The sequence below is a fragment of the Demequina mangrovi genome, assembly GCF_000759715.1.
In the GTDB taxonomy this organism is placed as follows: Bacteria; Actinomycetota; Actinomycetes; order Actinomycetales; family Demequinaceae; genus Demequina; species Demequina mangrovi.
Window position 1 is genome coordinate 1 of sequence record NZ_BBLU01000020.1, and the last position, 22430, is coordinate 22430.

Annotated in this window: 25 protein-coding genes; 15 read left to right on the forward strand and 10 right to left on the reverse strand. The window is 71.8% G+C overall.

The features are described from left to right. Positions 1 to 130: 130 nt before the first annotated feature. The 5 genes from TR42_RS13095 (at position 131) to TR42_RS13115 (ending at position 4148) form a co-directional block, all read left to right on the forward strand. Positions 131 to 1864 carry an AfsR/SARP family transcriptional regulator gene (locus TR42_RS13095; RefSeq protein ID WP_052406125.1) on the forward strand — a complete coding sequence of 578 codons (1734 nt, stop codon included), beginning with the start codon at positions 131 to 133 and terminating at the stop codon, positions 1862 to 1864. A gap of 152 nt (positions 1865 to 2016) precedes the next feature. After that, on the forward strand, positions 2017 to 2286 hold the full coding sequence (locus TR42_RS13100) for a hypothetical protein (protein ID WP_042216656.1): 270 nt from the start codon (positions 2017 to 2019) through the stop codon (positions 2284 to 2286). A 39-nt stretch (positions 2287 to 2325) separates the two neighbouring features. After that, positions 2326 to 2541 carry a hypothetical protein gene (locus TR42_RS13105; RefSeq protein WP_042216658.1) on the forward strand — a complete coding sequence of 72 codons (216 nt, stop codon included), beginning with the start codon at positions 2326 to 2328 and terminating at the stop codon, positions 2539 to 2541. A gap of 46 nt (positions 2542 to 2587) precedes the next feature. Next, positions 2588 to 2836 (forward strand): hypothetical protein, encoded by a 249-nt coding sequence (locus TR42_RS13110; RefSeq protein ID WP_042216659.1) that lies wholly within the window; start codon positions 2588 to 2590, stop codon positions 2834 to 2836. A 256-nt stretch (positions 2837 to 3092) separates the two neighbouring features. Continuing rightward, a complete protein-coding gene (locus TR42_RS13115) occupies positions 3093 to 4148 on the forward strand; it encodes a zinc-binding dehydrogenase (protein ID WP_042216661.1) in 1056 nt (351 codons plus the stop codon). Between the two features lie 60 nt (positions 4149 to 4208). Here TR42_RS13115 and TR42_RS13120 read toward each other — a convergent pair whose 3' ends face one another. Further along, a complete protein-coding gene (locus tag TR42_RS13120; RefSeq protein WP_042216663.1) occupies positions 4209 to 5177 on the reverse strand; it encodes an intradiol ring-cleavage dioxygenase in 969 nt (322 codons plus the stop codon). 262 nt (positions 5178 to 5439) lie between these two features. On the opposite strand from TR42_RS13120, the gene cimA reads away from it, so the two are divergent. Both cimA and lplAB read left to right on the forward strand, forming a co-directional pair. Beyond that, positions 5440 to 7041 (forward strand): citramalate synthase, encoded by a 1602-nt coding sequence (gene cimA, locus TR42_RS13125; protein ID WP_042216664.1) that lies wholly within the window; start codon positions 5440 to 5442, stop codon positions 7039 to 7041. 218 nt (positions 7042 to 7259) lie between these two features. After that, entirely contained in the window at positions 7260 to 8312 is a 1053-nt protein-coding gene (lplAB, locus tag TR42_RS13130; protein ID WP_042216666.1) for a lipoate-protein ligase LplAB, read from the forward strand. 72 nt (positions 8313 to 8384) lie between these two features. Here the strand turns inward: lplAB and TR42_RS13135 are convergent, their stop codons facing one another. The 4 genes from TR42_RS13135 to ybaK all read right to left on the reverse strand — a co-directional run bounded on the left by TR42_RS13135 (position 8385) and on the right by ybaK (position 10888). After that, positions 8385 to 9104 carry a VIT1/CCC1 transporter family protein gene (locus tag TR42_RS13135; RefSeq protein WP_042216668.1) on the reverse strand — a complete coding sequence of 240 codons (720 nt, stop codon included), beginning with the start codon at positions 9102 to 9104 and terminating at the stop codon, positions 8385 to 8387. Between the two features lie 94 nt (positions 9105 to 9198). Then, the gene (locus tag TR42_RS13140) at positions 9199 to 9540 is read right to left on the reverse strand and encodes a YciI family protein (protein ID WP_042216672.1); all 342 of its coding nucleotides are present in this window, start codon (positions 9538 to 9540) and stop codon (positions 9199 to 9201) included. Between the two features lie 113 nt (positions 9541 to 9653). Further along, the gene (locus tag TR42_RS13145; RefSeq protein ID WP_042216674.1) at positions 9654 to 10388 is read right to left on the reverse strand and encodes a YggS family pyridoxal phosphate-dependent enzyme; all 735 of its coding nucleotides are present in this window, start codon (positions 10386 to 10388) and stop codon (positions 9654 to 9656) included. Beyond that, positions 10388 to 10888 carry a Cys-tRNA(Pro) deacylase gene (gene ybaK, locus TR42_RS13150; RefSeq protein ID WP_042216677.1) on the reverse strand — a complete coding sequence of 167 codons (501 nt, stop codon included), beginning with the start codon at positions 10886 to 10888 and terminating at the stop codon, positions 10388 to 10390. The genes TR42_RS13145 and ybaK overlap by 1 nt, the downstream gene beginning before the upstream one ends. Before the next feature lie 65 nt (positions 10889 to 10953). Between ybaK and rnhA the strand changes: the two genes are divergently transcribed. The 4 genes from rnhA to TR42_RS13170 all read left to right on the forward strand — a co-directional run bounded on the left by rnhA (position 10954) and on the right by TR42_RS13170 (position 13623). Next, positions 10954 to 11400, forward strand: coding sequence for a ribonuclease HI (gene rnhA, locus TR42_RS13155; protein WP_425305736.1), 447 nt, complete (start codon positions 10954 to 10956; stop codon positions 11398 to 11400). Positions 11401 to 11523: 123 nt separating this feature from the next. Then, a complete protein-coding gene (gene sqr, locus TR42_RS13160) occupies positions 11524 to 12756 on the forward strand; it encodes a type III sulfide quinone reductase, selenoprotein subtype (RefSeq protein WP_042216678.1) in 1233 nt (410 codons plus the stop codon). Between the two features lie 8 nt (positions 12757 to 12764). Further along, positions 12765 to 13079 (forward strand): TusE/DsrC/DsvC family sulfur relay protein, encoded by a 315-nt coding sequence (locus TR42_RS13165; RefSeq protein WP_042216680.1) that lies wholly within the window; start codon positions 12765 to 12767, stop codon positions 13077 to 13079. A 10-nt stretch (positions 13080 to 13089) separates the two neighbouring features. Then, entirely contained in the window at positions 13090 to 13623 is a 534-nt protein-coding gene (locus tag TR42_RS13170; protein WP_042216681.1) for a DsrE/DsrF/DrsH-like family protein, read from the forward strand. On the opposite strand, the gene TR42_RS14900 is transcribed toward TR42_RS13170, so the two are convergent. The 3 genes from TR42_RS14900 to TR42_RS13185 all read right to left on the reverse strand — a co-directional run bounded on the left by TR42_RS14900 (position 13620) and on the right by TR42_RS13185 (position 16224). Further along, entirely contained in the window at positions 13620 to 14384 is a 765-nt protein-coding gene (locus tag TR42_RS14900) for a glycoside hydrolase family 16 protein (RefSeq protein WP_042216683.1), read from the reverse strand. The genes TR42_RS13170 and TR42_RS14900 overlap by 4 nt on opposite strands. A 188-nt stretch (positions 14385 to 14572) precedes the next feature. Continuing rightward, entirely contained in the window at positions 14573 to 15451 is an 879-nt protein-coding gene (locus TR42_RS13180) for a hypothetical protein (RefSeq protein ID WP_042216685.1), read from the reverse strand. A gap of 5 nt (positions 15452 to 15456) precedes the next feature. After that, positions 15457 to 16224 carry an NYN domain-containing protein gene (locus TR42_RS13185; RefSeq protein WP_042216688.1) on the reverse strand — a complete coding sequence of 256 codons (768 nt, stop codon included), beginning with the start codon at positions 16222 to 16224 and terminating at the stop codon, positions 15457 to 15459. Positions 16225 to 16333: 109 nt separating this feature from the next. On the opposite strand from TR42_RS13185, the gene TR42_RS13190 reads away from it, so the two are divergent. After that, positions 16334 to 17230, forward strand: a complete 897-nt coding sequence (locus TR42_RS13190) for an EamA family transporter (protein ID WP_042216690.1) — start codon at positions 16334 to 16336, stop codon at positions 17228 to 17230. 10 nt (positions 17231 to 17240) lie between these two features. Here the strand turns inward: TR42_RS13190 and TR42_RS15085 are convergent, their stop codons facing one another. Together TR42_RS15085 and TR42_RS13200 are read right to left on the reverse strand one after the other, a co-directional pair. Further along, positions 17241 to 18179 carry a prenyltransferase/squalene oxidase repeat-containing protein gene (locus TR42_RS15085; RefSeq protein ID WP_042216691.1) on the reverse strand — a complete coding sequence of 313 codons (939 nt, stop codon included), beginning with the start codon at positions 18177 to 18179 and terminating at the stop codon, positions 17241 to 17243. After that, positions 18176 to 19201 (reverse strand): heparan-alpha-glucosaminide N-acetyltransferase domain-containing protein, encoded by a 1026-nt coding sequence (locus TR42_RS13200; RefSeq protein WP_042216693.1) that lies wholly within the window; start codon positions 19199 to 19201, stop codon positions 18176 to 18178. The genes TR42_RS15085 and TR42_RS13200 overlap by 4 nt, the downstream gene beginning before the upstream one ends. Before the next feature lie 75 nt (positions 19202 to 19276). Between TR42_RS13200 and TR42_RS13205 the strand changes: the two genes are divergently transcribed. From TR42_RS13205 to TR42_RS13215, 3 genes are all read left to right on the forward strand, one after another. Next, on the forward strand, positions 19277 to 20059 hold the full coding sequence (locus TR42_RS13205; protein ID WP_042216694.1) for a fumarylacetoacetate hydrolase family protein: 783 nt from the start codon (positions 19277 to 19279) through the stop codon (positions 20057 to 20059). Between the two features lie 47 nt (positions 20060 to 20106). Then, complete coding sequence (gene gltX, locus TR42_RS13210; protein ID WP_042216696.1) at positions 20107 to 21597, forward strand: glutamate--tRNA ligase; 1491 nt, start codon at positions 20107 to 20109, stop codon at positions 21595 to 21597. Between the two features lie 105 nt (positions 21598 to 21702). Then, positions 21703 to 22428: an HAD family hydrolase gene (locus TR42_RS13215; RefSeq protein ID WP_236623442.1), complete on the forward strand. Its 726-nt coding sequence runs from the start codon at positions 21703 to 21705 to the stop codon at positions 22426 to 22428. Positions 22429 to 22430: the final 2 nt, after the last annotated feature.

Below are 22430 nucleotides of genomic sequence, written 5' to 3' on the forward strand. Positions count from 1 at the left end.
CAGATGGCGCCAACCCGGGCGCGCGAAGCGGCGTTCCAAGGCGCCTCGGTTCGCCGGAGGCCGGCCGGTGCCAGTCGCCCCCGCCCCGGCCCTTCCGGAGCGGAGAAACCGGACGTACGCTGGATTCTCGATGCTGGAGATCCGACTCATCGGTCAACCGCGGCTGCTGCGTGACGGCCTCACGCTCCCCGGCCCCCGCGGGGCGAAGTGCTGGGCGCTCCTCGCCCGCATCGTCCGCTCGCAGGATCCGATCTCGCGCCAGCAGCTGGTCAACGAGCTGTTCTCCGAGGCGGACGACCCGATGGCGGCCCTCCGTTGGAGCCTCGCGGAGCTTCGCCGCCGGCTCGGGATGCCGGAGGCGCTCCGCGGCAACCCCATCACCGCCGACCTTGCCCCCGGCACCGTGATCGACGTCGCGCAGGTGGTCTCCGGCGCTCTGCCAGACCCCGTGCCGCGTGGCGCTCTGCTCGAGGGCATCGAGGTTCAGGCCTCGCCGTCCTTCGACACGTGGCTCCTGGTCGAGCGGCAGCGCGTCGCCGGCGAGGTGATCGGCGCGCTCCGCAAGGAGGTGCTCCGCGCCATGTCGGCGCACGACCATGCTCGGGCCGTCATGCTCGCCTCGGCGATGGTCGACACCGCGCCGCTGGAGGAGGGGCCGCACGTGCTGCTGGTCAAGGCGTTCGTCGCGGCCGGCGACCGCATCTCCGCGCACCGCCACGTGGCGGCTACGGAGGCGGCCTTCCTCCGTGAACTCGGTGTCGAGCCTGGTCCGGCGCTGAGCGCGGCCGCGCGTCCTCCGGTCACCCCCAGCACCGCGGGTGTGTCCTCGGCGGCGACCGCCGAGTCGCTGCTCACCGCGGGCAGGGCTGCGGTCGGCGCGGGTGCCGCGGGCAGCGGCATCGCCACTCTCCGTGGCGCGGTGGCGGCGGCCGAGGGCTCCGGCGACGGTCGTCTCGACGCGACGTGCCTGTTCGAGCTCGGCAGCGCCCTGGTGCATGCGGCGTGCGGGTACGACGACGAGGGGGCCATCGTGCTCGACGCCGCTCGCGAGGCCGCGACCACGGCGGGTGAGCAGGAGATCGCTGCCAAGGCGCTGGCGGAGCTCGCCTACGTCGATGTGCTCGCCGCGCGCCGCGAGTGCGCCGTCGAGGGGCTCGCCTTGGCATGGGACGTCGCGGCCCCCTACCCACGCGTGCGCGCCGCCGTGGCGGCCTACGACGCGGTCCATCTCTCCGACTGGGGGCGGCTGGATGCGTCTCTCGAGCGCTTCGACGAGGCCATCGATCTGTGCCGCGAGACCGGCAGCGTGAAGCGGGGGATCTGGGCGATGGCGCACGCCGCGCGCGCTGCGTACCTCTCCGGGTGGCTCGCCGCGGCCGAGCGCTGGGCCAAGGAGGCGCAGCGGCAGGCGCAGAGCGAGCGGTGGACCGCCATCCGACCGTGGCCCGAGGCCTGGCATGCGCATGTGCGTCTCGCGAAGGGCGAGAGCCCTGCAGCCGTGCGCACGGACATCGAGTCCTCGTACGCGCTCGCTCGTCAGCTCGAGGACCCCTGCTGGGAGGGCGTGACCGCGAAGGTCATGGGCCTGACGTACGTCGCCGAGGGGGATGTCGACGCCGCCATGCCCTGGCTCGAGCACGCCGGCACCGCCTGCCGTCGGATCAACGACTCGTACAAGTGGCTTGAGGCGGAGGTGCAGGTCACGGACGCCGAGATCGCTCTCGCTCACGGGGACCGTGATCGCGCGCGCTCGCGCGCGGAGGTCGCGCTCCAGATCGCGGCGCGAGGCGACATGCCGCTCCTGCTTCAGCGCGCGGAGGTGGTCCTCGACCAGCTTCGCGGCGCGGTGCCGCAGCTCGTCTGAGGCGGTCCGCACCTCCCGATCCGAGCCTTCAGGCCTGGAAAATGTCCTGCTGAGGACATATTTCGTAAATGTGTCGTACGTCACACGACCTTTCACACGGCCTGCGCGCACTCTGGCATCGACATCGAACGAACGTAGGAAGGGAGGGTGTCATGTCCGTGCAGATCACCGAAGACCTCGGCCTCAGGATCGCCGAGGAGGGTACCGAGCGGCACCGCGCCGCGCTCGAGAACCTCGCAGCGTCGGTCAAGGGGTTCGCGCCTGGCGCCGCCGCCGCGCTCGTCGACTGGACGGGGAGCGAGGTCTCGCGCCTGCGGGCCTGGGCCGTCGCGCGGTCCGCGCTCCTCGAGCGCATCGCCGACACGCAGGCGGAGCTCGAGTCCGCCACCGCCGGCCGCGGGGCGTTCCGCCTCACCGCCTAGCAGCACTCGCACACGCTGACCACGAAGGAGAGCATCACCATGTCGGTCGCACCTGTCACCCACGGCGGCGCCGTCGCCACCGATCTCCACCACGGGGTCCGTGACTCGCTTCGCGAGGTCGCCGACCGCTTCGCCTCCGCTCGCCGTCGGCGGGCGGAGCGCCGACGCGTCGAGAACCGGCTCCCGTCGGTCGAGGACGTCACGCGCGTCATCGGAGACTCGTTCGCGCTGCCCACCTTCGCACGCCTCATCTGAGCGCCGCGCCACCTCATACATCTCAGTCGAAAGTCCGGAAAGGGACATGACCATGACCGCTATCAGCCACCAGAGCTACGAGCTCGGCATCGGAGACGATGCTGCGCACCGCAGGCTCATCGACCGCCTGCTGCGCCGCGCGGACGCCGGCGTGCGGGCCGCTCGCCGGGAGCATGCCGAGCTGCGTCGCCAGCGCCGCGCGCTCGGCGCGCACGAGAGGCTCCTCGACCCGCGTGACGCGCACATGCGCCTCACCCGCGGCTCGGGGGGTGTCCGCCCGCTCATCATGACCTGAGCGACGGGGGAGAGGGGCGGATCTCGCCGAGAGGCGACATCCTGCCCGCCGCCACGAGCGGGACCTCAGCGGGGGACGATGCGGATGACACCGCATCGTCCCCCGCTTTTTCGTGGGGTTTTGGCATCTCGTGCCAATGGGCGCTAGCGTGCTGGTGTTGCCTCCGGCAGAGTCGCCGGATCGCAGCCACGACGCGTCCCCAGTCCCCCTAGCCGCGCGTGCGTCGGCGCGGCGTCAGAAGTACAGGAGTCCCCCCATGAAAGCTCTGCGCCTGCACGGAGTCCGCGAGGCCGTCGTCGAGGAGATCGCCGAGCCGGCCGTCCGCCCCGGCACCGTGAAGATCAAGGTCGAGCACGCCGGCATCTGCGGCACCGACCTCGGCCTCTTCGAGCAGTTCATGTTCCCGAACGAGTTCGTCCACCCCCTCTTCGGCTGCCCCGGCCCGCACGTCCTCGGCCACGAGTTCGGCGGCCGTGTGGTCGAGCTCGGCGAGGGTGTCGATGGCCCGGCCGTCGGCACGCTCGTCGCCGTCCGCGCGAACCGCTGGTGCGGCGAGTGCGAGGCATGCCAGGCGGGCGCGGGCAACCGCTGCGTCGCCTGGGGCTTCACCGGCATCAACGGCGGTGGCGGCGGCTTCAGCTCGCACGTGGTGCTCAACGCCGACCAGGTCTTCGCCTTCCCGGAGGAGCTCGGCTCGCAGATCGCCGCGATGGTCGAGTCGACCGCGGTCGCGTGGCACGCGACCAAGCGCGTCGGCGACGTCGCGGGCAAGAACGCGCTCGTCATCGGCGCGGGCCCCGTCGGCCTCGCCGTCGTGATGGCGCTCAAGGCCCGCGGCGCCGAGACCATCGTGGTGTCCGAGCCCGGTGAAGCGCGCCGCGCACTCGCCCAGGAGCTCGGCGCGACGGCGGTCGACCCGCGGGAGACGGACCCGGTCGCCCTCATGAAGGAGCTCACCGCAGGCACCGGCGCCGACGTCTCCTTCGACGCCTCGGGCGTGGGCCGCATCACCTTCGACACCGCGGTCAACGGTCTGCGCACCGGTGGCACCGCGGTGTACGTCGCCGTCGCCCATGGCGAGTTCCCGGTGGACGTCAACGCGTTCGTGATGACCGAGAAGTCGTTCACCGGCTCGTTCGGCTACACGGACGAGGACTACGCCGAGACCATCGACGCGATGCGTGCCGGCACGATCGACCCGCGCCCGCTGATCAGCTCGGTCATCGAGCTCGACGACATCGTCGAGGACGGCATCAAGCACCTGCTGGGCGAGGGGCGCAACACCGAGATGAAGATGCTCGTCGCGCCGTAAGGCTCCCGCGACAGGGGACGATGGGAGGGCCGCCCGGCCCCGCATCGTCCCCTTGTCATGTCAGGACGGGGGAGCGCTCGGCGGCTCGCCGCCGCCCGGGCCGCCCTCGGGGCGGTCGCCGCCTCCGCCGCCTCCGCCGCCCGCCATCGTGCCGGCGGTCGGCGCCGTCGTGGTGTCGATCGGCACGGTGAGGGTCGCGGTGTAGCCCGCGTCGACGCCGCCCTTGAGCGCGCCCATCTGGTGCACCCCGCCGTCGTCGCCGAAGACGTTGTCGGTCGCGAGAGAGAGCTGCGCGAGGTTCGCCGCGGAGCCGTCGTAGTCGGAGAGCTCGTAGACCGGGTCGAGCACGTTCTGCGGGAAGGCCATCTGCGACGTGGCGATCGCCTTGCTCGAGTCCTCGATGTCGTCGACGCTCGGGTAGACCTCGAAGTGGATGTGCGTCCAGCGCCCGGTGTAGCAGCCGGGCATCACGGAGGTGAACGTGACCTCGCCGTCGTCGTCCGTGACCTGGACTCCGCGCAGCCACGTCTCGTCCGTGACCCCGTCGGAGTACATCGAGTACCGGCCCGCGGCGTCGCAATGCCACGCGTAGACTGCGGCGCCGGCCATCGGCACGCCGCCGTTCGCCATGTCGAGCACGGTGAACGTGAAGTCGAGCGGCACGCCGGGGACCGGGTCGTCCGCGCCGATCGAGCTGCGGATGTCGCGGCGCACGATGCCCGACTCCTCGAGCACGTCCGGGCCGTTCGAGCCGTCGCCGGGGTAGGGCCCCGCGGTCTCGTCGGGGATCTCGGTGAGGGACGATGCGGTGGCGGATGCCGCGCTCGAGCTCGCCGACGGCGAGCAGGCGGCGAGGACGGCCGCGCCCGCGCCGAGGCCGAACATCCCGACGATGCCGCGACGGCTCACGAGCGTGCGCAGGTCGAACGCGACGCCCTGATCCACCACCTCCTCGTCGGGCCGGTCGAGCAGGCGGCCCTCGTAGGCGGGGCCCTCGGGCGTGGGGACGGGTTCGGGGATGCGAGCCATGGGGATGCCTCTCTCGTGGGACGGGGACGGTCGGCGGTGCCGATCCGTCGCCAGTCTTGCGGCCGATGCTCCAGATTGGCTGAGAGATCCTGCGCGGCTTCCTGGGGCAACGTCCCCGTGGTGTGCCACAATGACGAGCGATGCGTACCGCGATCATCATTCTGTAGCGCGTCGGGCCGAGCCCCGACGCGCAGCCTCCCGCACCCCTGGGAGGCTTTTTTGTTGGGACGCGGGCCACGCCGGACACGAGGAGCTGACGACGATGACGGATCTCACGGTCGAGATCTACGACACGACCCTGCGCGACGGCGCGCAGCAGGAGGGCATGAACCTGTCCGTCGCGGACAAGATGGCGATCGCCCCGCTGCTCGACGAGCTGGGCGTCGGCGTGATCGAGGGCGGGTGGCCGGGCGCGGTGCCCAAGGACACCGAGTTCTTCGGGCTCGTGAACAAGGAGCTGTCCTTCCGCCACGCGCAGTTCGCGGCCTTCGGCATGACGCGGCGCGCGGGCACCACGGCGGGGTCCGACCCGCAGGTGCGGGCGCTGCTCGACTCCGAGGCGCCCATCATCACGCTGGTGGCGAAGTCCGACATCCGCCACGCCGAGCGCGCGCTGCGCGTCTCGGGTGACGAGAACCTCGCGATGATCGAGGAGACGGTCGCCTTCCTCGTGGGGGAGGGGCGTCGCGTGGTGCTCGACGCCGAGCACTTCTTCGACGGCTACCGCTTCGATCCCGAGTACTCGCTCAAGGCGCTGCTCGCGGGCGAGGCCGGTGGTGCATCGTCCCTGGTCCTGTGCGACACGAACGGCGGGATGCTGCCCGACGACGTTACGCGCGTCGTCACCGACGTCCGGGCGCGGACGTCGGCGCAGCTGGGCATGCACGCTCACAACGACTCGGGCTGCGCTGTCGCGAACTCGATGGCGGCCGTCGCCGCGGGTGCGACGCATGTCCAGGGCTGCGTCAACGGCTACGGCGAGCGCACCGGCAACGCGGACCTCGTCGCGGTCGCCGCGAACCTCGAGCTCAAGCGCGGCGTGATCGCGCTCCGGGGCGACGGCCTCAAGGAGTCGACGCGCATCGCGCACGCGATCTCCGAGATCACCAACATCGCGCCGTTCGCGCGCCAGCCGTACGTGGGCGCCTCGGCCTTCGCGCACAAGGCCGGCCTGCACGCATCGGCGATCAAGGTCGATCCCGACCTCTACCAGCACACCGAGCCGTCCTACGTGGGCAACGACATGCGCATGCTCGTGTCGGAGATGGCCGGGCGCGCGTCGATCGAGCTCAAGGGCAAGGAGCTCGGCTTCGACCTCGCCGACCGGCCCGATGTGCTCAAGCGCGTGATGGACCGCGTCAAGCACGCGGAGGCGCAGGGCTACACGTTCGACGCCGCCGACGCGTCCTTCGAGCTGCTGCTGCGCTGGGAGCTGGGCGACGCGCCGAAGTTCTGGGAGACCGAGACGTGGCGCGTGCGGGTCTCGTCCGCGCCGGGCAACCCGCGCGATGCCGACGCCGAGGCCGTGATCAAGCTGCGCGCCGGCGGCGGGCAGCGCTTCGTCACCGTGGGCGAGGGCAACGGCCCCGTCAACGCGCTCGACCACGCGCTGCGCACCGCGCTCGCGGGCGCCTACCCGGAGATCGGGCGCTTCGACCTCACCGACTTCAAGGTCCGCATCATGGACGCGGCGCACGGTACGGACGCCGTCACCCGGGTGCTCATCACCACGGTCGACACCGAGACGGGTGCCCAGTGGAGGACTGTCGGCGTCGGCCCGAACATGGTCGAGGCCTCGTGGGAGGCGCTCACGGACTCGCTGTTCTACGGGCTGCTCAAGGCGGGCGTCGCGCCGAACCCCTGAGCGGGCATCGTCCACGCCCCGTACCGGCCGGGACAGTCACCATGCTTGAGAGCATGGGATCGTGCCGCGCGGGACATCCACCTGCGCTCGCCGGACGGGGCCCGGCCGGCATGCAGGCAGATGTCCCGCAGCATGCGGTGAGCAGCCCTGGAGCGCAGGTGAGCGTCCCGGCCGACGGGTGGAACGTGCCTGCGGCGCTTCGGGGGAGAATGTTCCCCATGCATGGTGAGTACAAGGTTCCTGGCGGCAAGCTCGTGGTCGCGGACGTCGAGCTCGACGCCGCCGGCGACACCATCGACCGGGTGGTGATCTCCGGCGACTTCTTCCTCGAGCCCGCCGAGGCGATCCTCGACATCACGCGCGCGCTCCACGGGCTCGCGGCGACCGCCACGGTGGCCGAGCTCGCCGCCGCGGCGAAGCGCGCCGCGGGCGACGCGACGTTCATCGGCTTCACCCCCGAGGCCGTGGGCATCGCGGTGCGCCGCGCGCTCGGGCACGCGACCAGCTGGCACGACCACACCTTCGACGTCATCCACGACGTCCCGCGCGACCCCTACATGCAGATGTCGCTCGACGAGGTGCTCTCCGAGGAGGTCGCCGCCGGCCGCCGCGGTCCCACGCTGCGCGTGTGGGAGTGGGGGAGCAACGCGGTCATCATCGGTTCGTTCCAGTCGTGGCGCAACGAGGTCGACGACGAGGGCGCGGCCAAGCACGGCATGACCGTGGTGCGACGCGTCTCGGGCGGCGGCGCGATGTTCGTCCAGCCGGGCAACACCATCACCTACTCGCTGCACGTCCCGACGTCGCTGGTCGAGGGGCTGAGCTTCGAGCAGTCGTACGCGTTCCTCGACGACTGGGTCCTGGGCGCGCTGCGCGAGCTCGGCATCGAGGCGACGTACGTGCCCATCAACGACATCGCCTCGCCTGCGGGCAAGATCGCAGGCGCGGCGCAGAAGCGCTACGCGGCGGGCGCGGTGCTCCACCACGTCACCATGGCCTACGACATCGACGCCGACGCGATGCTCGAGGTGCTGCGCATCGGCCGCGAGAAGCTCTCGGACAAGGGCACCAAGAGCGCCAACAAGCGCGTCGATCCGCTCCGCAGCCAGACCGGCATGGAGCGCGCGGACGTCATCGCCTCTTTCCTCGACCACTTCCGGGGCCGCTACGCGACGCAGCCGGGCGCGGTGACCGAGGCGGAGATCGAGGCGGCGCGGGAGCGCATCGAGTCGAAGTTCGCCACCGAGGAGTGGCTCAAGCTCGTGCCGTGAGGCTGAGCGCGGCGCGGGCCATCCGCGCCGCGCATCGTTCCTCCGCAGCCGCGCCCCGGAGGAGTGCGGGCGCTAGAGGGCGGTGCCGGCGAACGAGCCGATGCCGTAGGTGATCGCCATCGCGAGCGAGCCGCCGGCAACGTTGCGCAGGATCGCGCGGAGCCGCGGCGCGTGGCCCAGCCGCGCGGACACGGTGCCGGAGATCGCGAGCGCGATGATGACCACGCCGAAGGTCAGCGGCACCTTGAGCGCGTCGGGTGCGAGCACCGCGGTGAGCAGCGGGAAGATGCCGCCGAGCGTGAACGCCCCGAGCGAGGCGAAGGCCGCGTGCCAGGGGTTGACCAGCTCCTCGGGGTCGATCCCGAGGTGGGCGCGCGCATGCGCGGCGATGGGATCGTGCGCGGTCTGCTCGATCGCGGCCGCGCGTGCCGTCGCCTCCGACATCCCGGTCTCCATGTGCAGCCGGGCGAGCTGATCCAGCTCCCACTCCGGACGGTGGTCGTGCCAGGCCTTCTCGCGCTCGAGCTGCGCCTTCTCGGCGTCGCGCTGGCTCGAGACGGAGACGTACTCGCCCACGCCCATCGACAGCGCACCCGCGGCGATGCCGGCGAGCGCGGTGGTGAGGATGACGGTCGCGTTGTCGGTGGCGGCGACCACGCCGACCAGCAGCGCGGCGATCGAGACGATGCCGTCGTTGGCTCCGAGCACCCCCGCGCGGAGCGCGTTGAGCCGACCGGAGACGGCGTCCTCGTCCGGGAACGATGCGGTGGGGTGCGGGGTCTGCGTGGTCACGCCTCCAGGGTAGGAACGTCCTGGTCTCGTCGCCAGAGAGTGCAACCTTGCCTAACTTTTCGCGGCCCGCGACCGCGGCGCGAGGCGGACCGCCTCAGGTGCGGACCTGACGGACCTCCACCGCGAGCCGGAGCACCCTGCTCGCCCGCTCGGCCCAGACGATCGCGTCGCCCATCGACGCCGCCTCGATGAGCCAGAACCCGCCGGCCTGCTCCGGCACGTCGAGGTAGGGGCCCACGGTGGTCTCGGCGCCGTGCTCGTCGGCGCGGACCACCCGGGCGTCGGGCGCGGGCTCGAGCCCCGCGGCGGTCACCCAGACGCCCTTGTCACGCATCTCTGCGTTGAGCGCCTCGAGCTCCGCCATGATCTGCGGGAGGTCGTCGGGGACCTCCCGACCGTCCTGGTCGTAGTACATCGCCAGGTGGAACTGTGGCATGGGGTATCTCCTTGTCGATCCCCTCAGTCGCGTCCCTGCCAGTCTCACACCGCACCCGCGCGGACGCGACCCGAAACGCCCACCTGGTCGGCGTTCAAGCAGGGAGGATCCGCTCAGGCGGGCGGACGCGGGCCCATGACCGCGGTACCCACGCGCACCATCGTCGCCCCCTCCGCGACGGCCCACTCGAGGTCCTGGGACATGCCCATCGACAGCTCCCACGCGGAGCCCAGCCCGACCGAGCCCCGCTCCGATCGGATGAGCGCCTGGTCGCGGATCTCCCGCAGCCGGGCGTAGCCCTCCCGCACCGCGTCCTCGTCGCGCGAGTTCAGCCCGATGGTCATGAAGCCCGTCACCGTGAGCGCGGGGAGCGCCTGGACCGCGGAGGCGATCGCGAGGGCCTCGTCGGGGTGGACGCCGGCCTTGGAGTCCTCGCCCGAGACGTTGACCTGGACCATCACGTCGAGCTCGCGCTCGGCCTCGAGGCACAGCCGCGAGAGGCGCTCGGCGAGGCGCGCGTGGTCGACGGTCTGCACGCAGTCCGCGTACTGCACCGCGGTCGCCGCCTTGTTCCGCTGAAGCTGGCCGATGACGTGCACCCGGGCGCCGGCCGCGCGCAGCGCCTCGCCCTTGATGTCGAGCTCCTGCATGCGGGACTCGCCCACGAGGGTGCCGCCGGCGCGGACCACGGCGGCCGCCGCATCGGCGTCCCAGGTCTTGGTCGCGACGAGCACGCGCACGCCCGAGCCGGCGCGGCCCGAGGCGGCCTCGGCGATGTGGACGCGCGCCTTCACCTGCTCGAGGGCGGCGGCGGGGTCCCAGCCGGCGGGGGCGGGGGAGAGGTCCATCAGGAGTCCTTCGCGATTCCGGCCGTGACCGCACGGGTCACGGCGATGAGGTCCGCGGGGGCGAGGCCGATGTCGAGGCCCCTCCTCCCGCCGGAGACGTACACGGTGTCCCACAGCTCGACGGTCTCGTCGATCGCGGTCGGCAGCGCCTTGCGCTGGCCGATGGGCGAGATCCCGCCCACCACGTAGCCCGTCGCGCGCTCGGCGTCCGTGGGAGGCGCCATCTCGGCCTTCTTGCCGCCGAACGCATGCGCCATCGCCTTGAGATCGAGCATCCCGCTCACGGGGACGATGCCGACGCACAGCCTCCCGTCCACGTACGCGCAGAGCGTCTTGAACACCTGGTCGGGCTCCACGCCGAGCGCGGCGGCGGCCTCGAGGCCGTAGCTGAGATCGGAGGCCGGGTCGTGCGCGTACGGGTGCAGCGTGTGCGCGACGCCTGCCTCGAGCAGCGCATGCACGGCGGGGGTCGCTCCTCCGGCGGCATGCTTGCGGGACATGCCCTCATTGTGGCCGATGACGCGCCTGGCGTTCGCGGTGCCCCGTGGCCGGGTACGGTTTCCGGGTGACCGAGACGCTGACCGATGTGCATATGTGGACCGACGGCGCCTGCAAGGGCAACCCCGGGCTGGGCGGCTGGGGCGTCTGGATGAAGGCCGGCGGTCACGAGCGCGAGCTGTTCGGCGGCGAGAAGGTCACCACCAACAACCGCATGGAGCTCACCGCGGTGATCGAGGGGCTCAAGGCGCTCAACCGTCCGTGCAAGGTCACGCTGCACGTCGACTCGCAGTACGTGAAGAACGGCGCCCAGACCTGGATGAAGGGCTGGAAGCGCAACGGCTGGAAGACCGCGGACAAGAAGCCGGTGAAGAACGTCGAGCTGTGGCAGGCGCTCGACGAGCAGCTGGGCCGCCACGACATCACGTGGGTGTGGGTCAAGGGCCACGCCGGGGACCCGGGCAACGAGAAGGCCGACGAGCTCGCCAACAAGGGCGCCGCCGCCGCGCGCTGAGCCGCGCCCGCAGCACCGCGCGTCGGGACGATGGTCCCTTCGCTCGCCTCCGCGAGGTGCATACCGTGGGGAGCATCGGGGTCGCCTCCCGGACGTCCTCGGACCCAATGGAGGGGGCGCGTCATGCGCAGGCTTCTCATCCTCGGAGCCGGCACGGCGGGCACGATCGCGGCGAACAAGCTGCGGCGGCTGCTCGACGCGGACGACTGGCAGATCACGATCGTCGACCAGCGCGGCACGCATTACTATCAGCCCGCCTTCCTGTTCATCCCGTTCGGCAGATACCGGCCGGACAAGGCGCGCCGCAAGGCGGCATCGCTCATCCCTGACGGCGTCACCCGCGTCCAGGCGCAGATCGACCGAGTCGACGCGGAGGCGCGCACGGTCGCGCTCGAGGACGGCAGGGTCCTGCCCTACGACTACCTCGTCATCGCGACCGGCGCCTCGCCTCACCCCGAGGAGACGCCCGGCATGGAGGACGACTGGCACGGCGCCGTGCACTCCTTCTACACGTTCGACGACGCGGTGGCCCTGCGGGCGGCCCTCGCGGACTTCGCCGGCGGGCGCCTGGTGGTCCACATCTCCGAGATGCCCATCAAGTGCCCGGTCGCGCCGCTCGAGTTCACGCTGCTGGCCGACGACCACTTCACGCGCCGCGGCATCCGTGACCGGGTGGACATCACGTTCGTGACGCCGCTGTCGGGCGCGTTCACCAAGCCCGTCGCGTCGGCCGCGTTCGGCGGCATGCTCGCCGAGCGGGGCATCGCCGTCGAGCCGGACTTCATGATCGAGAGCGTCGACACGGAGGCGCGCAGGATCGTCTCGTTCGACGAGCGGGAGGTGCCGTACGACCTGCTGGTGACGGTCCCGGTCAACAGGGGAGCGGCCTTCGTGGGTCGGTCGGGGCTAGGCGACGAGCTCGACTTCGTCCCCGTCGACCACCACACGCTGCGGCACGCCGCGCACCCCGAGATCTTCGCGGTGGGCGACGCCGCCGCCGTGCCCACGTCCAAGGCGGGCGCCGTCGCGCACTTCGAGCTCGACGTGTTCCCCGAGAACTTCGTCCGCATCGTCGCGGGCGAGGAGCCGGTGGCGAGCTTCGACGGCCATGCCACCTGCTTCATCGAGTCGGGAGCGGGCAAGGCCATGCTCATCGACTTCAACTACGACACCGAGCCGCTGCCGGGGATGTTCCCGGTGCCGGCGGTGGGCCCGCTCCCGCTGCTCAAGGAGTCCCGGTTCAACCACTGGGGCAAGCTCGCGTTCGAGCCCGTCTACTGGTCGATGCTGCTGCCCGGCCGACCGCTTCCGCTACCCGCTCAGATGTCGATGCGCGGCAAGCGCGTCCCCGCCTAGGAGGAGACATGAGCACCACCACCCTCGCCGGCCGCGAGATCCACGTCGATGCCGAGGGCTTCCTCACCGAGTACGACGAGTGGGACGAGACCCTCGCCCAGCAGCTCGCGGACCAGATCGGGATCGCGATGACGCCCGAGCATTGGGACGTCGTCCGGTTCCTTCGCGCCGACTACGCCGAGACCGGCCAGACCGCCACCACACGGCGCGTCAACGCCGTCGGCGGCTTCCCGGTGAAGCAGCAGTTCGCGCTGTTCCCCAAGAAGCCGGGCAAGAAGATGTCCTACATCGCGGGCCTGCCCAAGCCCGCGGGATGCGTCTAGGAGGCGCGCCATGACCGACATGCAGGCCAAGCCGGCCGTCGTCCCCGACTTCGGCGACGACGACGATACCGACCGCAAGCTCGTCATCATCTGCTCGAAGGGCAACCTCGACATGGCCTATCCGGGCCTCGTGCTCGCGAACTCCGCGTTGGGCGAGGGCATCGCGGTGGACCTGTTCTTCACGTTCTGGGGCTTCGACATGATCACGAGGTCGCGCCAGAAGAAGCTCAGCTTCACCCCGGTCGGGAACACCGCGATGCATCTCCCGTTCGGCGGGCGCATGCCGCAGTGGCTGTCGCCGTTCCCCGGCATGACGTGGGTCGCCACGAGGATGATGAGGAAGCAGATCGACGACCTCGGTGTGCCGCCCGTCGACGAGTTCCTCGACCAGATCGTCGCGTCCGGCGGCAGGCTGTGGGCCTGCCAGATGAGCGCCGACATGCAGAAGCTCACCATGGAGGACCTCCGCGACGACGTCGAGGGCATCATCACCGCCGCCGACTTCATGGACCTGTCGGAGGGGGCGCAGACGCTCTTCATCTAGTCGTCGGTGCGCAGCCGTACCTCGTGGAGCGTCGCGCGCTTGGGGTACGCGGCAGGCTCGCGTCGCCCGTGCGGGAACTCCCACAGGTCGAGCATGAGCTGGAGCGGGTAGCTCAGCACCTGGTCGGTGCGGTAGATCTCGACGCCGTCGAACGTGACCGCGGTGCCCTCCGAGTCCCACGACGCGCCGTACGCGTGCGACGAGGTCGCATCCACCGGGAGCGCGACGTCGCGCAGGTCCGTGACCAGCCGCGGATCGTGATGCGCCTTGATCCCGACGCGCACGAGGGACGATGTTGCGGTCACCTTGTCGCCGAACACCTCGGCGATGCAGATCTCGCCCGAGTCCTGCGGTGAGGTCTCCTCGTGGCCGACCAGCCAGATCCCGAGCATGCATGTCGGGTCCGCGCTCGCGGAGGCGACCACCTCGACCGCGCCGGCGCGCGGCGGGGTCCACAGACGTCGCGTCGGCCTCTCCGTCACGACTCGCAGATCGCGGCCGATGCGGTGCTGCCCGACGTTCGATCCGAGCGGCCCGCCGTACTCGCCCGTCTGGAGGTGCGAGACCCGGAAGTCGCCGTCCTCGGGCCGCCAGGCGCGCTGGTCGTGCTCGATCAGCAGCTCGAGGCCCCCCGGGGTGAAGTCGTAGCGTGCGCCGGAGCGGTCGGGGGTCGTCCAGTGCGGCAGGTAGTCCGGGATCCACAACGTGCCGTCGAGCGGCTCCCCGGCGAACCTCTCGACACGGTCCCAGCGCGGGTCCATGAGGACTCCCTTCCACCCTCGAGCCTAGGCGCGCCGCTCGTCCGGTGCCGGGTCCTTACGGTCTCCATATGCGGGCCGTGACAGTGTCTTCGGCGCCGCACCGCGCGAGTGTTGAGGGATCCCGGTGAGGCGCTCCCCGGTTCGGCCGCGCATGCCCCCCGTCGCGGCCGGACCGGGTCGAGGGCCCGTCAGTACTCGGCGAGCTCGCGGAGGTGCGTGATCGCGTCGAGGATCCGCGCGCGCAGGGCCGCGCCGCGCGCCGCGAAGTCGCGCTGGCGCTCGACGTACTCGCGCTTGCCCTCCGGGGTCTCGACCGCGATCGCGGGCAGTCCGAAGCCGCTCACGTCGTAGGGGGACGCCTGCATGTCGACCTGCCGCACGTCCAGCGCCAGCGCGAAGGCCTCGAGCTGGAGCGCGCTCGGCACCGCGGGCGTGAGCTTCGCGGACCACTTGAAGAGGTCCATGGTCGCGTGGAGGCACCCGGGCTGCTCGAGGTCGATCTGCGTCGCCCGCGTCGGCTGGATCCTGTTGAGCGGGACGGCCTCGGGCGTGAAGAAGCGGAACGCGTCGAAGTGGGAGCACGCGATGGGATGGGACTCGACCACCGCGTCGGTGCCGTCCTGGCCCAGGCGCAGGGGGAGCGGGTGGCGGATGTCCTCGCCGGCGCGGTAGGCCATCGCCCATTCGTGCATCCCGAAGCATCCGAGCCGCGCGGGCCGGTCCGCCGTCGCGCGCAGCAGGCGCTCGACGAAGTCCACGGCGGAGCCGCGCGCCGCCATGAACGCGGGGACGTCCACCTGGGTGCGGCCCGCGTCGGTCCGGTAGAGCTTCCAGCCGGCGTGCTCGAGCGCGTCCTCGAGGACCACACCCGCGCCGGGGTGCCAGCGGCGCAGCTGCGCCGGCCGCGTCGAGTAGTAGTCGTAGAGGAAGTCCTCGATCGCGTGGCTCTCACCCCTCCCTGCGCGCCGGCGGCGGCCCGCGGTCAGCGCATCGGCCGCCTCCTCATGGGCCTGGGCCAGGGGGCGCCACTCGGTGCGCGCGAGCGTCGGGGAGCCGAGGATGGTCATGGCGCCTATTGTCGCGCGGCCGCGCGCTTGCCGGTCTGCCTGCGCTTGACGAACGCGTTCGAGCTCTTGCCGTCCCCGCTCGGGCGGGACTGGACCTGGTACGAGCGGTGGGCCTGCATGAGGTCCTTGAGCTTGCCGTAGCCGTAGGTGCGGGAGTCGAAGTCGGAGGCGAGCCTCGACAGGTTCTGGCCGACCGTCCCCAGGTTGGCCCAGCCGTCGTCCCCGGCGGCCGCATCCACCGCCTCCGCCAGCAGGCGGTCCAGGGTCGCATCCCGCTTGAGGGTGGGCTTCTCGGAGGTGGAGGTGGACGTGGTTGCGGGTTCGGTGGCAGGGGCGAGGTTCTCGACGTAGATGAAGGTGTCGCAGGCGGCGACGAAGGGCTTCGGGGTCTTCCGCTCGCCGAAGCCGTACACCTTCAACCCCTCCTCCCGGATGCGCGCCGCGAGGCGGGTGAAGTCGCTGTCGCTCGAGACGAGGCAGAAGCCGTCGAGGTTTCCCGCGTGGAGCAGATCCATCGCGTCGATGATGAGAGCGCTGTCGGTCGCGTTCTTGCCCTGGGTGTAGGCGAACTGCTGGATGGGCTGAACCGAGTGCTCGAGCAGCGCCGTCTTCCACGATCCGAGCTGCGAAGAGGTCCAGTCGCCGTACGCGCGGCGCACCCCGGCGGTCCCGTACTTGGCGATCTCCGCCAGCAGGCGCTCGAGGTGCTTCGCGCTCGCGTTGTCGGCGTCGATCAGGACCGCCAACCGTGCCTCGTCTCCGGACCGTGCCATGGAATCCTCCTGCGTGCTCGCGACGTCCCTCGCACCAGCCTGGTGCACGCGAGCACGATCACGCGACAGCGCGCGCGGGACGCCCACCCCGCCGTGCCACTCTTGTCCCGTGCCTCGCGACTCCCGCGCCGCCGCCGCGGCCCCCTTCCTGGTGATCGTCGGCCTGCTGTGCCAGGAGGCGGGCGCCGCCGTGGCCGTCATGGTCTTCCCGCAGGTGGGGCCGGTGGGCATGGTCGCCTTGCGGCTCGTGTTCTCGGCGCTCGTGCTCCTCGCGCTCGCCCGACGCTCGCTGAGGGGCGCCGCGCGAGGCCGCTGGCGCATCGTGCTCGGCTACGGGCTCGCGCTCGCCGCGATGAACGTCCTGTTCTACCTCGCGATCGCGCGCATCCCGCTCGGCATCGCCGTCACCATCGAGGTGCTCGGCCCGCTGACGCTCAGCGTGGTCGCGAGCAGGAGCCTCCGGGGACTGCTGTGGGCCGCGATCGCGGCCGCCGGCGTCCTGCTGCTGGGCGGCACGGCGCACGACCTCGACCTCGTCGGCGTCGCGTACGCGGCCGGGGCGGCGACGCTGTGGGCGGTCTACATCCTCATGGCGCGCGCCGCCGGTGCGGCCATGCCGGGGCTCACGGGCATCGCGCTCGCGATGAGCGTCGGCGCCGTCGTCACGCTTCCGGCGGCGTTCGCGACCGTCGGCGTCGCGCTGCTCGACCCGAGGATCCTCGCGCTGGGCCTCGCGGTCGCGGTGCTGTCCTCCGCCATCCCGTACGGCATCGAGATCACCGCGCTGCGGCACCTGCGCGCCGAGACCTTCGGCATCCTCATGGCGCTCGCGCCCGCGCTCGCGGCCCTCACCGGGCTGGTGCTGCTGGGGCAGGCGCTCACCGCGAGCGTCGCCGCGGGCATCGTCCTCGTGACGGTCGCGGGCGTCGGGGCGGTGCGCACGGCGCCGAGCCCCGCGCGGGTCGAGACGCCGGACGATGCGCCGATGCCGCCGCCGCCGGCGTGAGCCGTCCGCGTCAGTCGCGTCCCTCCCACCACCGCAGCACGCGCAGCGCGTGGAGCGTGTTCCAGCGCGAGGGTCGCCCGTCGCCGTCCTCCATCACGAGCGGCACCACGCCGCGGTGCGTGTTCTCGAGGGGCCACAGCCCCGTGGCGGACCGACGTGCGCGCAGCAGCGCGATCGCGTCCGCGAGCCGCGGGTCGCGCGGGGCATCCGCGGCTCGCAGATGATCGAGCGCGCGCAGGACGTCGTAGTGCCAGTAGGTGGGGAAGGAGAAGCGCTGGATCGCGGGGTCGATGACCGCGCCTGAGCGGCGGCCGTACATCAGGCCCCGCATCAGCAGGTACTCGCGGGCGTCGTCCACCGCCTCGAGCGCCTCGGGCGTCAGGCCGTGCGCACGATGCTGCGCCTCCAGGGCCTCGAGCGCGGCGATGGTCGAGTGGAGGCTCGAACGGCGAGACAGCGACGGCGGGTCGCAGTTCCAGCCGCCGTCCTCCCTCGCATCGGCGACGAGCCGCGCCGCCGGACCTGCCATGTCGTGCCCGAAGTAGGCGCCGACCGCGATCGCGGTGGCGAGCGTGCACGCCTCGGACTCGCCCTCGAGGAACGGCTCGTCCCCGTCCTCCCAGAGGACCGCCGCGAAGGCGCGCTCGGCGGCCTCATGCGCGGGGCCGGCGTCGGGATCGGCTCCGAGCAGCGTGAGCAGCATCAGCACGTGCGCGGTCGACGTCCACGGCTGGCCCTCGTCGGACTCGCGATCGCCCTCGGGGAACCACGCGCCGCCGGCCCAGCTCCCGTCGGGGCGCTGAAGCGCGAGCAGGCGTGCGCCCCAGCCCTCGCGCGCGACGCGCGCCCGCTCGTCCGCGACCTCGACCGGGTCCGCGTCGAGGAGGTCGCGCATCGTCTGCCAGCGGATCGCGGGATCGCCGGACATGAGCCAGTCCGCGACGCTCATCGCGGCGCCGTCCCGGCGGGCGCGGGCGCGACGAGCTCGCCCGCGGTGTTCGACACCGACGTGAGCGCGCGTTCGAGCGGCCCCTGACCGAGCCACCGACGCCATGCCCATGCCGCCGCGAGCATCGCCGCGACGAGCACCACGAGCGCGACATTCGACGGCTCGTAGACCATCTCGTTGCCCACGAGGTCGATGACGAGCACGTGCAGGACGTAGCCCGACAGCGCCATCGAGCCGAGCGCGATCACGGGGCCGAGCGGCGTCGCCAGGCGCGGCGCGATCCAGCAGCTCGCCCCGATCACCGCGGCCGCGACGGCGGTGTTCGCCGTCATCTCGAGCGGGGTGTACGAATGCGCCCCCAGGTCCGTGATCGCGCCCTCGCCGACGACGATGCGGACCGCCAGCGCCCCCGCCGCACCGACCACGCCGAGCGCGACCAGCAGCAGCTGCGTCCGCCCGCGCTCGAGCGCCAGCCGCCCGATCGCCAGCCCCACGAGGGTGTACCCGATCCACGCCAGCGCCGGGTAGTGGAGGCTCCACAGCCGGCCGATCACGGGAGCCGAGTACCACCAGCCCTCGGGCCGGACGGCCTCGACGAGGACCAGCCCGAGCGCGAACGCGGCTCCGGCGAGCGTCAGCAGCACCCACGAGGGCGCGCGCAGCAGCGGCACCGCCATCAGCATGAGCAAGCCCAGGTTGACCAGGACGATGTCCACCGCGGTCCCGAGCTCCGCGAGCACGAGGCCGAGCAGCACGAGCAGCACGGCGCGGGCCGCGATGCGGGCGCGCGTGCGCCGCACGCCACGGGCATCGGACCTGCCGCCCGCGCGCGCGACCATCACCGCCATCGTGACGCCCAGCAGGACCGCGAACAGCGCCGACGGTCGCCCGTGCGCGATCGCGAGCCAGGCCCACCCGCCGGGATCCGAGGCGTCGGCTCCCACATGCGCCGCGACCATGCCGATAACGGCCACGCCGCGCGCGAGGTCCAGCCCGACGATGCGCGCGGCGGCCTGTCCCATGCGGCCCATCGTAGGCGGGGGTCCCGCGCCGGCCCGGAGCGGGCGCGGCAGGCGCGAACGGCTAGGCTGGAGCCCATGCGTATCGCCCGTTTCACCACCGGATCAGAGCCCCAGTACGCGATCGTCGACGGAGACCCGGGCAGCGAGGAGCTCGTGGTCCTCACGGGCGACCCGATGTACACGCCGGGCACCATGACCGGCGAGCGGATCAAGCTGACCGAGGACGTCCGTCTGCTCGCGCCCGTGATCCCGCGCTCGAAGATCGTGTGCCTCGGCCGCAACTACGCGGAGCACGCGAAGGAGCTGGGCAACGAGGTCGACGAGATGCCCCTGCTGTTCCTCAAGCCCAACACCGCGGTGGTGGGACCGGACGACCCGATCGTGCTGCCGCACTACGCCGAGGACGTCCAGCTCGAGGCGGAGCTCGCGATCGTGATCTCGCGCGTCTGCAAGGACGTGTCCCCGGAGAACGCCGAGCAGTACATCTACGGCTTCACCTGCGCCAACGACGTCACCGCGCGCGACGTCCAGCGCGCCGAGAACCAGTGGTTCCGCGGCAAGGCCTTCGACACGTCGCTTCCGCTGGGTCCGTGGATCGAGACCGAGCTCGCGCACGACGACGTCGAGATCATCGGCCGCATCAACGGCGAGCCCGTCCAGCAGGGCCACACCCGCGACATGATCACGGACGTCGCGACCGTGGTGTCGCTGGTGTCCGAGGTCACGACGCTGCTGCCCGGCGACATCATCCTCACCGGCACGCCCGCCGGTGTCACCACCATCAACCACGGTGACATCGTCGACGTCGAGATCGAGGACCTCGGCGTGCTGCGCAACCCCGTCATCCGGCGCGGCTGACCCTCCGGTCCGCCCGCGCCCGCCCCCGCATCGTCCCGTCCCAAGGAATGAGTTCAATGAGCAAGGTCCGCGTCCGCTTCTCCCCGTCGCCCACCGGCCTGCCCCACGTGGGCATGGTCCGCACGGCGCTGTTCAACTGGGCCTACGCCCGCCACACCGGCGGCGACATGGTCTTCCGCATCGAGGACACCGACGCCGAGCGCGACTCGCAGGAGAGCTACGAGATGCTCCTCGACGCGATGAGCTGGATGGGCATCGACTACGACGAGGGCCCGGACAAGCCCGGCCCCTACGGCCCGTACCGCCAGTCCGAGCGTCACGACCTGCACGCCGAGGTGGTCGCGAAGCTGGTCGAGGGCGGCTACGCCTACGAGTCCTTCTCGACGCCCGCCGAGATCGAGGAGCGCCACAAGGCCGCAGGCCGCTCGCCGCAGCTGGGCTACGACGGCTTCGACCGCGACCTCACCGAGGAGCAGAAGGCCGCCTACCGCGCCGAGGGCCGCGAGCCCGTGCTGCGCATGCGCATGCCCGACGAGGACATCGTGGTCGAGGACCTCATCCGCGGCACCGTGACCTTCCCCGCCGGCACCGTGCCGGACTACGTCATCGTGCGCGCGAACGGCATCCCGCTCTACACGCTGGTCAACCCGGTCGACGACGCGCTCATGAAGATCACGCACGTGCTGCGCGGCGAGGACCTGCTGTCCTCGACCCCGCGGCAGATCGTGCTGTGGCGCGCGATGGTCGAGCTCGGCATCGCCGACGCCGTGCCCGCGTACGCGCACATGCCCATGGTGCTCGGCGAGGGCACCAAGAAGCTCTCCAAGCGCGACCCCGAGTCGAACCTCTTCCACCACCGCGAGCGCGGCTTCCTCCCCGAGGGTCTGCTCAACTACCTCGCGCTGCTGGGCTGGAGCATCGCGCCCGACCGCGACGTGTTCACGGTGAAGGAGATGATCGAGGCCTTCGACATCGCCGACGTCAACCCCAACCCCGCGCGCTTCGACCTCAAGAAGGCCGAGGCGATCAACGGCGACCACATGCGCATGCTGCCCACGAGCGAGTTCGCGGCGCGCGTGGTGCCGTACCTCCACGCGGCCGGGTTCCTCTCGACCGACGACGTGCAGCGCCTCACCCCGCACGAGGAGCAGACTCTCGCCGAGGCGGTGCCTCTGGTCCAGACCCGCATGAACCTCCTGGGCGAGGCGCCGGGCATGCTCGGCTTCCTCTTCATCGACGATGCCGCGGTGGTGGTCGAGGACGCCGCGCGCGCGAAGCTGCCGGAGAACGCCGCCGAGATCCTCGACGCGGCGATCGACGTGCTCGAGGGGCTCGAGGACTTCGGCCCTGAGGCGCAGCAGGACGCGCTCAAGGCGAAGCTGGTCGAGGAGATGGGCATCAAGCCGCGTTTCGCGTACGGCCCGCTGCGCGTCGCCGTCACCGGCCGCCTGGTGTCGCCGCCGCTGTTCGAGTCGATGGAGATCCTCGGCAAGGACCACGCGCTGACCCGACTGCGCAACCTGCGCGCGTCGCTCTGAGCGCATCGTCCCGGCTCGCACCCGCGAGCCGGGACACTCACCATGCTTTCCGCGCGGCATTCGCGTGCTGCGGGACGCTGAACTGCAGTGGAGAGGGGAGGCCCGGTGATCCGCGGAGTCCTGTTCGACGTCGATGACACGCTCGTCGACACGCGCGGGGCGTTCCGGCATGCGCTCGCGTCGGTCGCGGTCGAGTACCTCGGCGACGTCGACCACGAGGACCTCGTGCGCGTCTGGCGCGAGGACGCGAACGGCTGGTACCGCGCGCACACCCGTGGCGAGATGACGCATCGCGAGCAGCGCCACCGTCGTGCGAACGACCTTCACGAGATCTTCGACGGGCCGTACCTCGACGCCGCCGCGTACGAGGTGTGGGACGGCGCGTTCGAGCGGTTCTTCCAGGAGGGGTGGGCGGCGCATGCCGATGCCGCGCCGGCCCTCGACGCGCTCGACGCGGCCGGGCTGCCGTACGGCGGGCTGTCCAACGCCGCGCACGAGTATCAGGAGGGCAAGCTCGCCGCCTGCGGGCTGTCGCGGGTGCCGATGCTCGTCGGCGTGGACACGATCGGCGTCGGCAAGCCCGACCCCCGCGTCTACGCGCTCGCGTGCGAGAGGCTCGGCCTCGCGCCCGCGGAGGTCGCCTACGTGGGCGACGAGTTCGACGTCGACCCCTGGGGTGCCGTGCAGGCCGGGCTGGGCCTTGGGGTGTGGATCGAGAGGCCCGGGGCGCATTCGCGCGACGTCGAGGGGCTCTGCGGGGACGGCGTACCGGTCGAAGGGCTGGTGCGCATCGGTTCGCTCGAGGCGCTGCCGGGAGTGCTCGGGCTGTAGGC

Bases quoted from the DNA above. Each gene is read 5' to 3' on its own strand.
- ybaK (WP_042216677.1), bottom strand. From the start codon at position 10,888: ATGTCCCGCAAGCATGCCGCCGGAGGAGCGACCCCCGCCGTGCATGCG.
- TR42_RS13140 (WP_042216672.1), bottom strand. From the start codon at position 9,540: ATGCCACAGTTCCACCTGGCGATGTACTACGACCAGGACGGTCGGGAG.
- TR42_RS13170 (WP_042216681.1), top strand. From the start codon at position 13,090: ATGACCGACATGCAGGCCAAGCCGGCCGTCGTCCCCGACTTCGGCGAC.
- TR42_RS13200 (WP_042216693.1), bottom strand. From the start codon at position 19,201: ATGGGACAGGCCGCCGCGCGCATCGTCGGGCTGGACCTCGCGCGCGGC.
- TR42_RS13145 (WP_042216674.1), bottom strand. From the start codon at position 10,388: ATGGACCTCTCCCCCGCCCCCGCCGGCTGGGACCCCGCCGCCGCCCTC.
- TR42_RS13185 (WP_042216688.1), bottom strand. From the start codon at position 16,224: ATGGCACGGTCCGGAGACGAGGCACGGTTGGCGGTCCTGATCGACGCC.
- TR42_RS14900 (WP_042216683.1), bottom strand. From the start codon at position 14,384: ATGGACCCGCGCTGGGACCGTGTCGAGAGGTTCGCCGGGGAGCCGCTC.
- TR42_RS13110 (WP_042216659.1), top strand. From the start codon at position 2,588: ATGACCATGACCGCTATCAGCCACCAGAGCTACGAGCTCGGCATCGGA.
- lplAB (WP_042216666.1), top strand. From the start codon at position 7,260: ATGCATGGTGAGTACAAGGTTCCTGGCGGCAAGCTCGTGGTCGCGGAC.
- TR42_RS13165 (WP_042216680.1), top strand. From the start codon at position 12,765: ATGAGCACCACCACCCTCGCCGGCCGCGAGATCCACGTCGATGCCGAG.
- TR42_RS13205 (WP_042216694.1), top strand. From the start codon at position 19,277: ATGCGTATCGCCCGTTTCACCACCGGATCAGAGCCCCAGTACGCGATC.
- cimA (WP_042216664.1), top strand. From the start codon at position 5,440: ATGACGGATCTCACGGTCGAGATCTACGACACGACCCTGCGCGACGGC.
- TR42_RS15085 (WP_042216691.1), bottom strand. From the start codon at position 18,179: ATGAGCGTCGCGGACTGGCTCATGTCCGGCGATCCCGCGATCCGCTGG.
- TR42_RS13120 (WP_042216663.1), bottom strand. From the start codon at position 5,177: ATGGCTCGCATCCCCGAACCCGTCCCCACGCCCGAGGGCCCCGCCTAC.
- TR42_RS13115 (WP_042216661.1), top strand. From the start codon at position 3,093: ATGAAAGCTCTGCGCCTGCACGGAGTCCGCGAGGCCGTCGTCGAGGAG.
- TR42_RS13100 (WP_042216656.1), top strand. From the start codon at position 2,017: ATGTCCGTGCAGATCACCGAAGACCTCGGCCTCAGGATCGCCGAGGAG.
- sqr (WP_042216678.1), top strand. From the start codon at position 11,524: ATGCGCAGGCTTCTCATCCTCGGAGCCGGCACGGCGGGCACGATCGCG.
- gltX (WP_042216696.1), top strand. From the start codon at position 20,107: ATGAGTTCAATGAGCAAGGTCCGCGTCCGCTTCTCCCCGTCGCCCACC.
- TR42_RS13095 (WP_052406125.1), top strand. From the start codon at position 131: ATGCTGGAGATCCGACTCATCGGTCAACCGCGGCTGCTGCGTGACGGC.
- TR42_RS13105 (WP_042216658.1), top strand. From the start codon at position 2,326: ATGTCGGTCGCACCTGTCACCCACGGCGGCGCCGTCGCCACCGATCTC.
- TR42_RS13180 (WP_042216685.1), bottom strand. From the start codon at position 15,451: ATGACCATCCTCGGCTCCCCGACGCTCGCGCGCACCGAGTGGCGCCCC.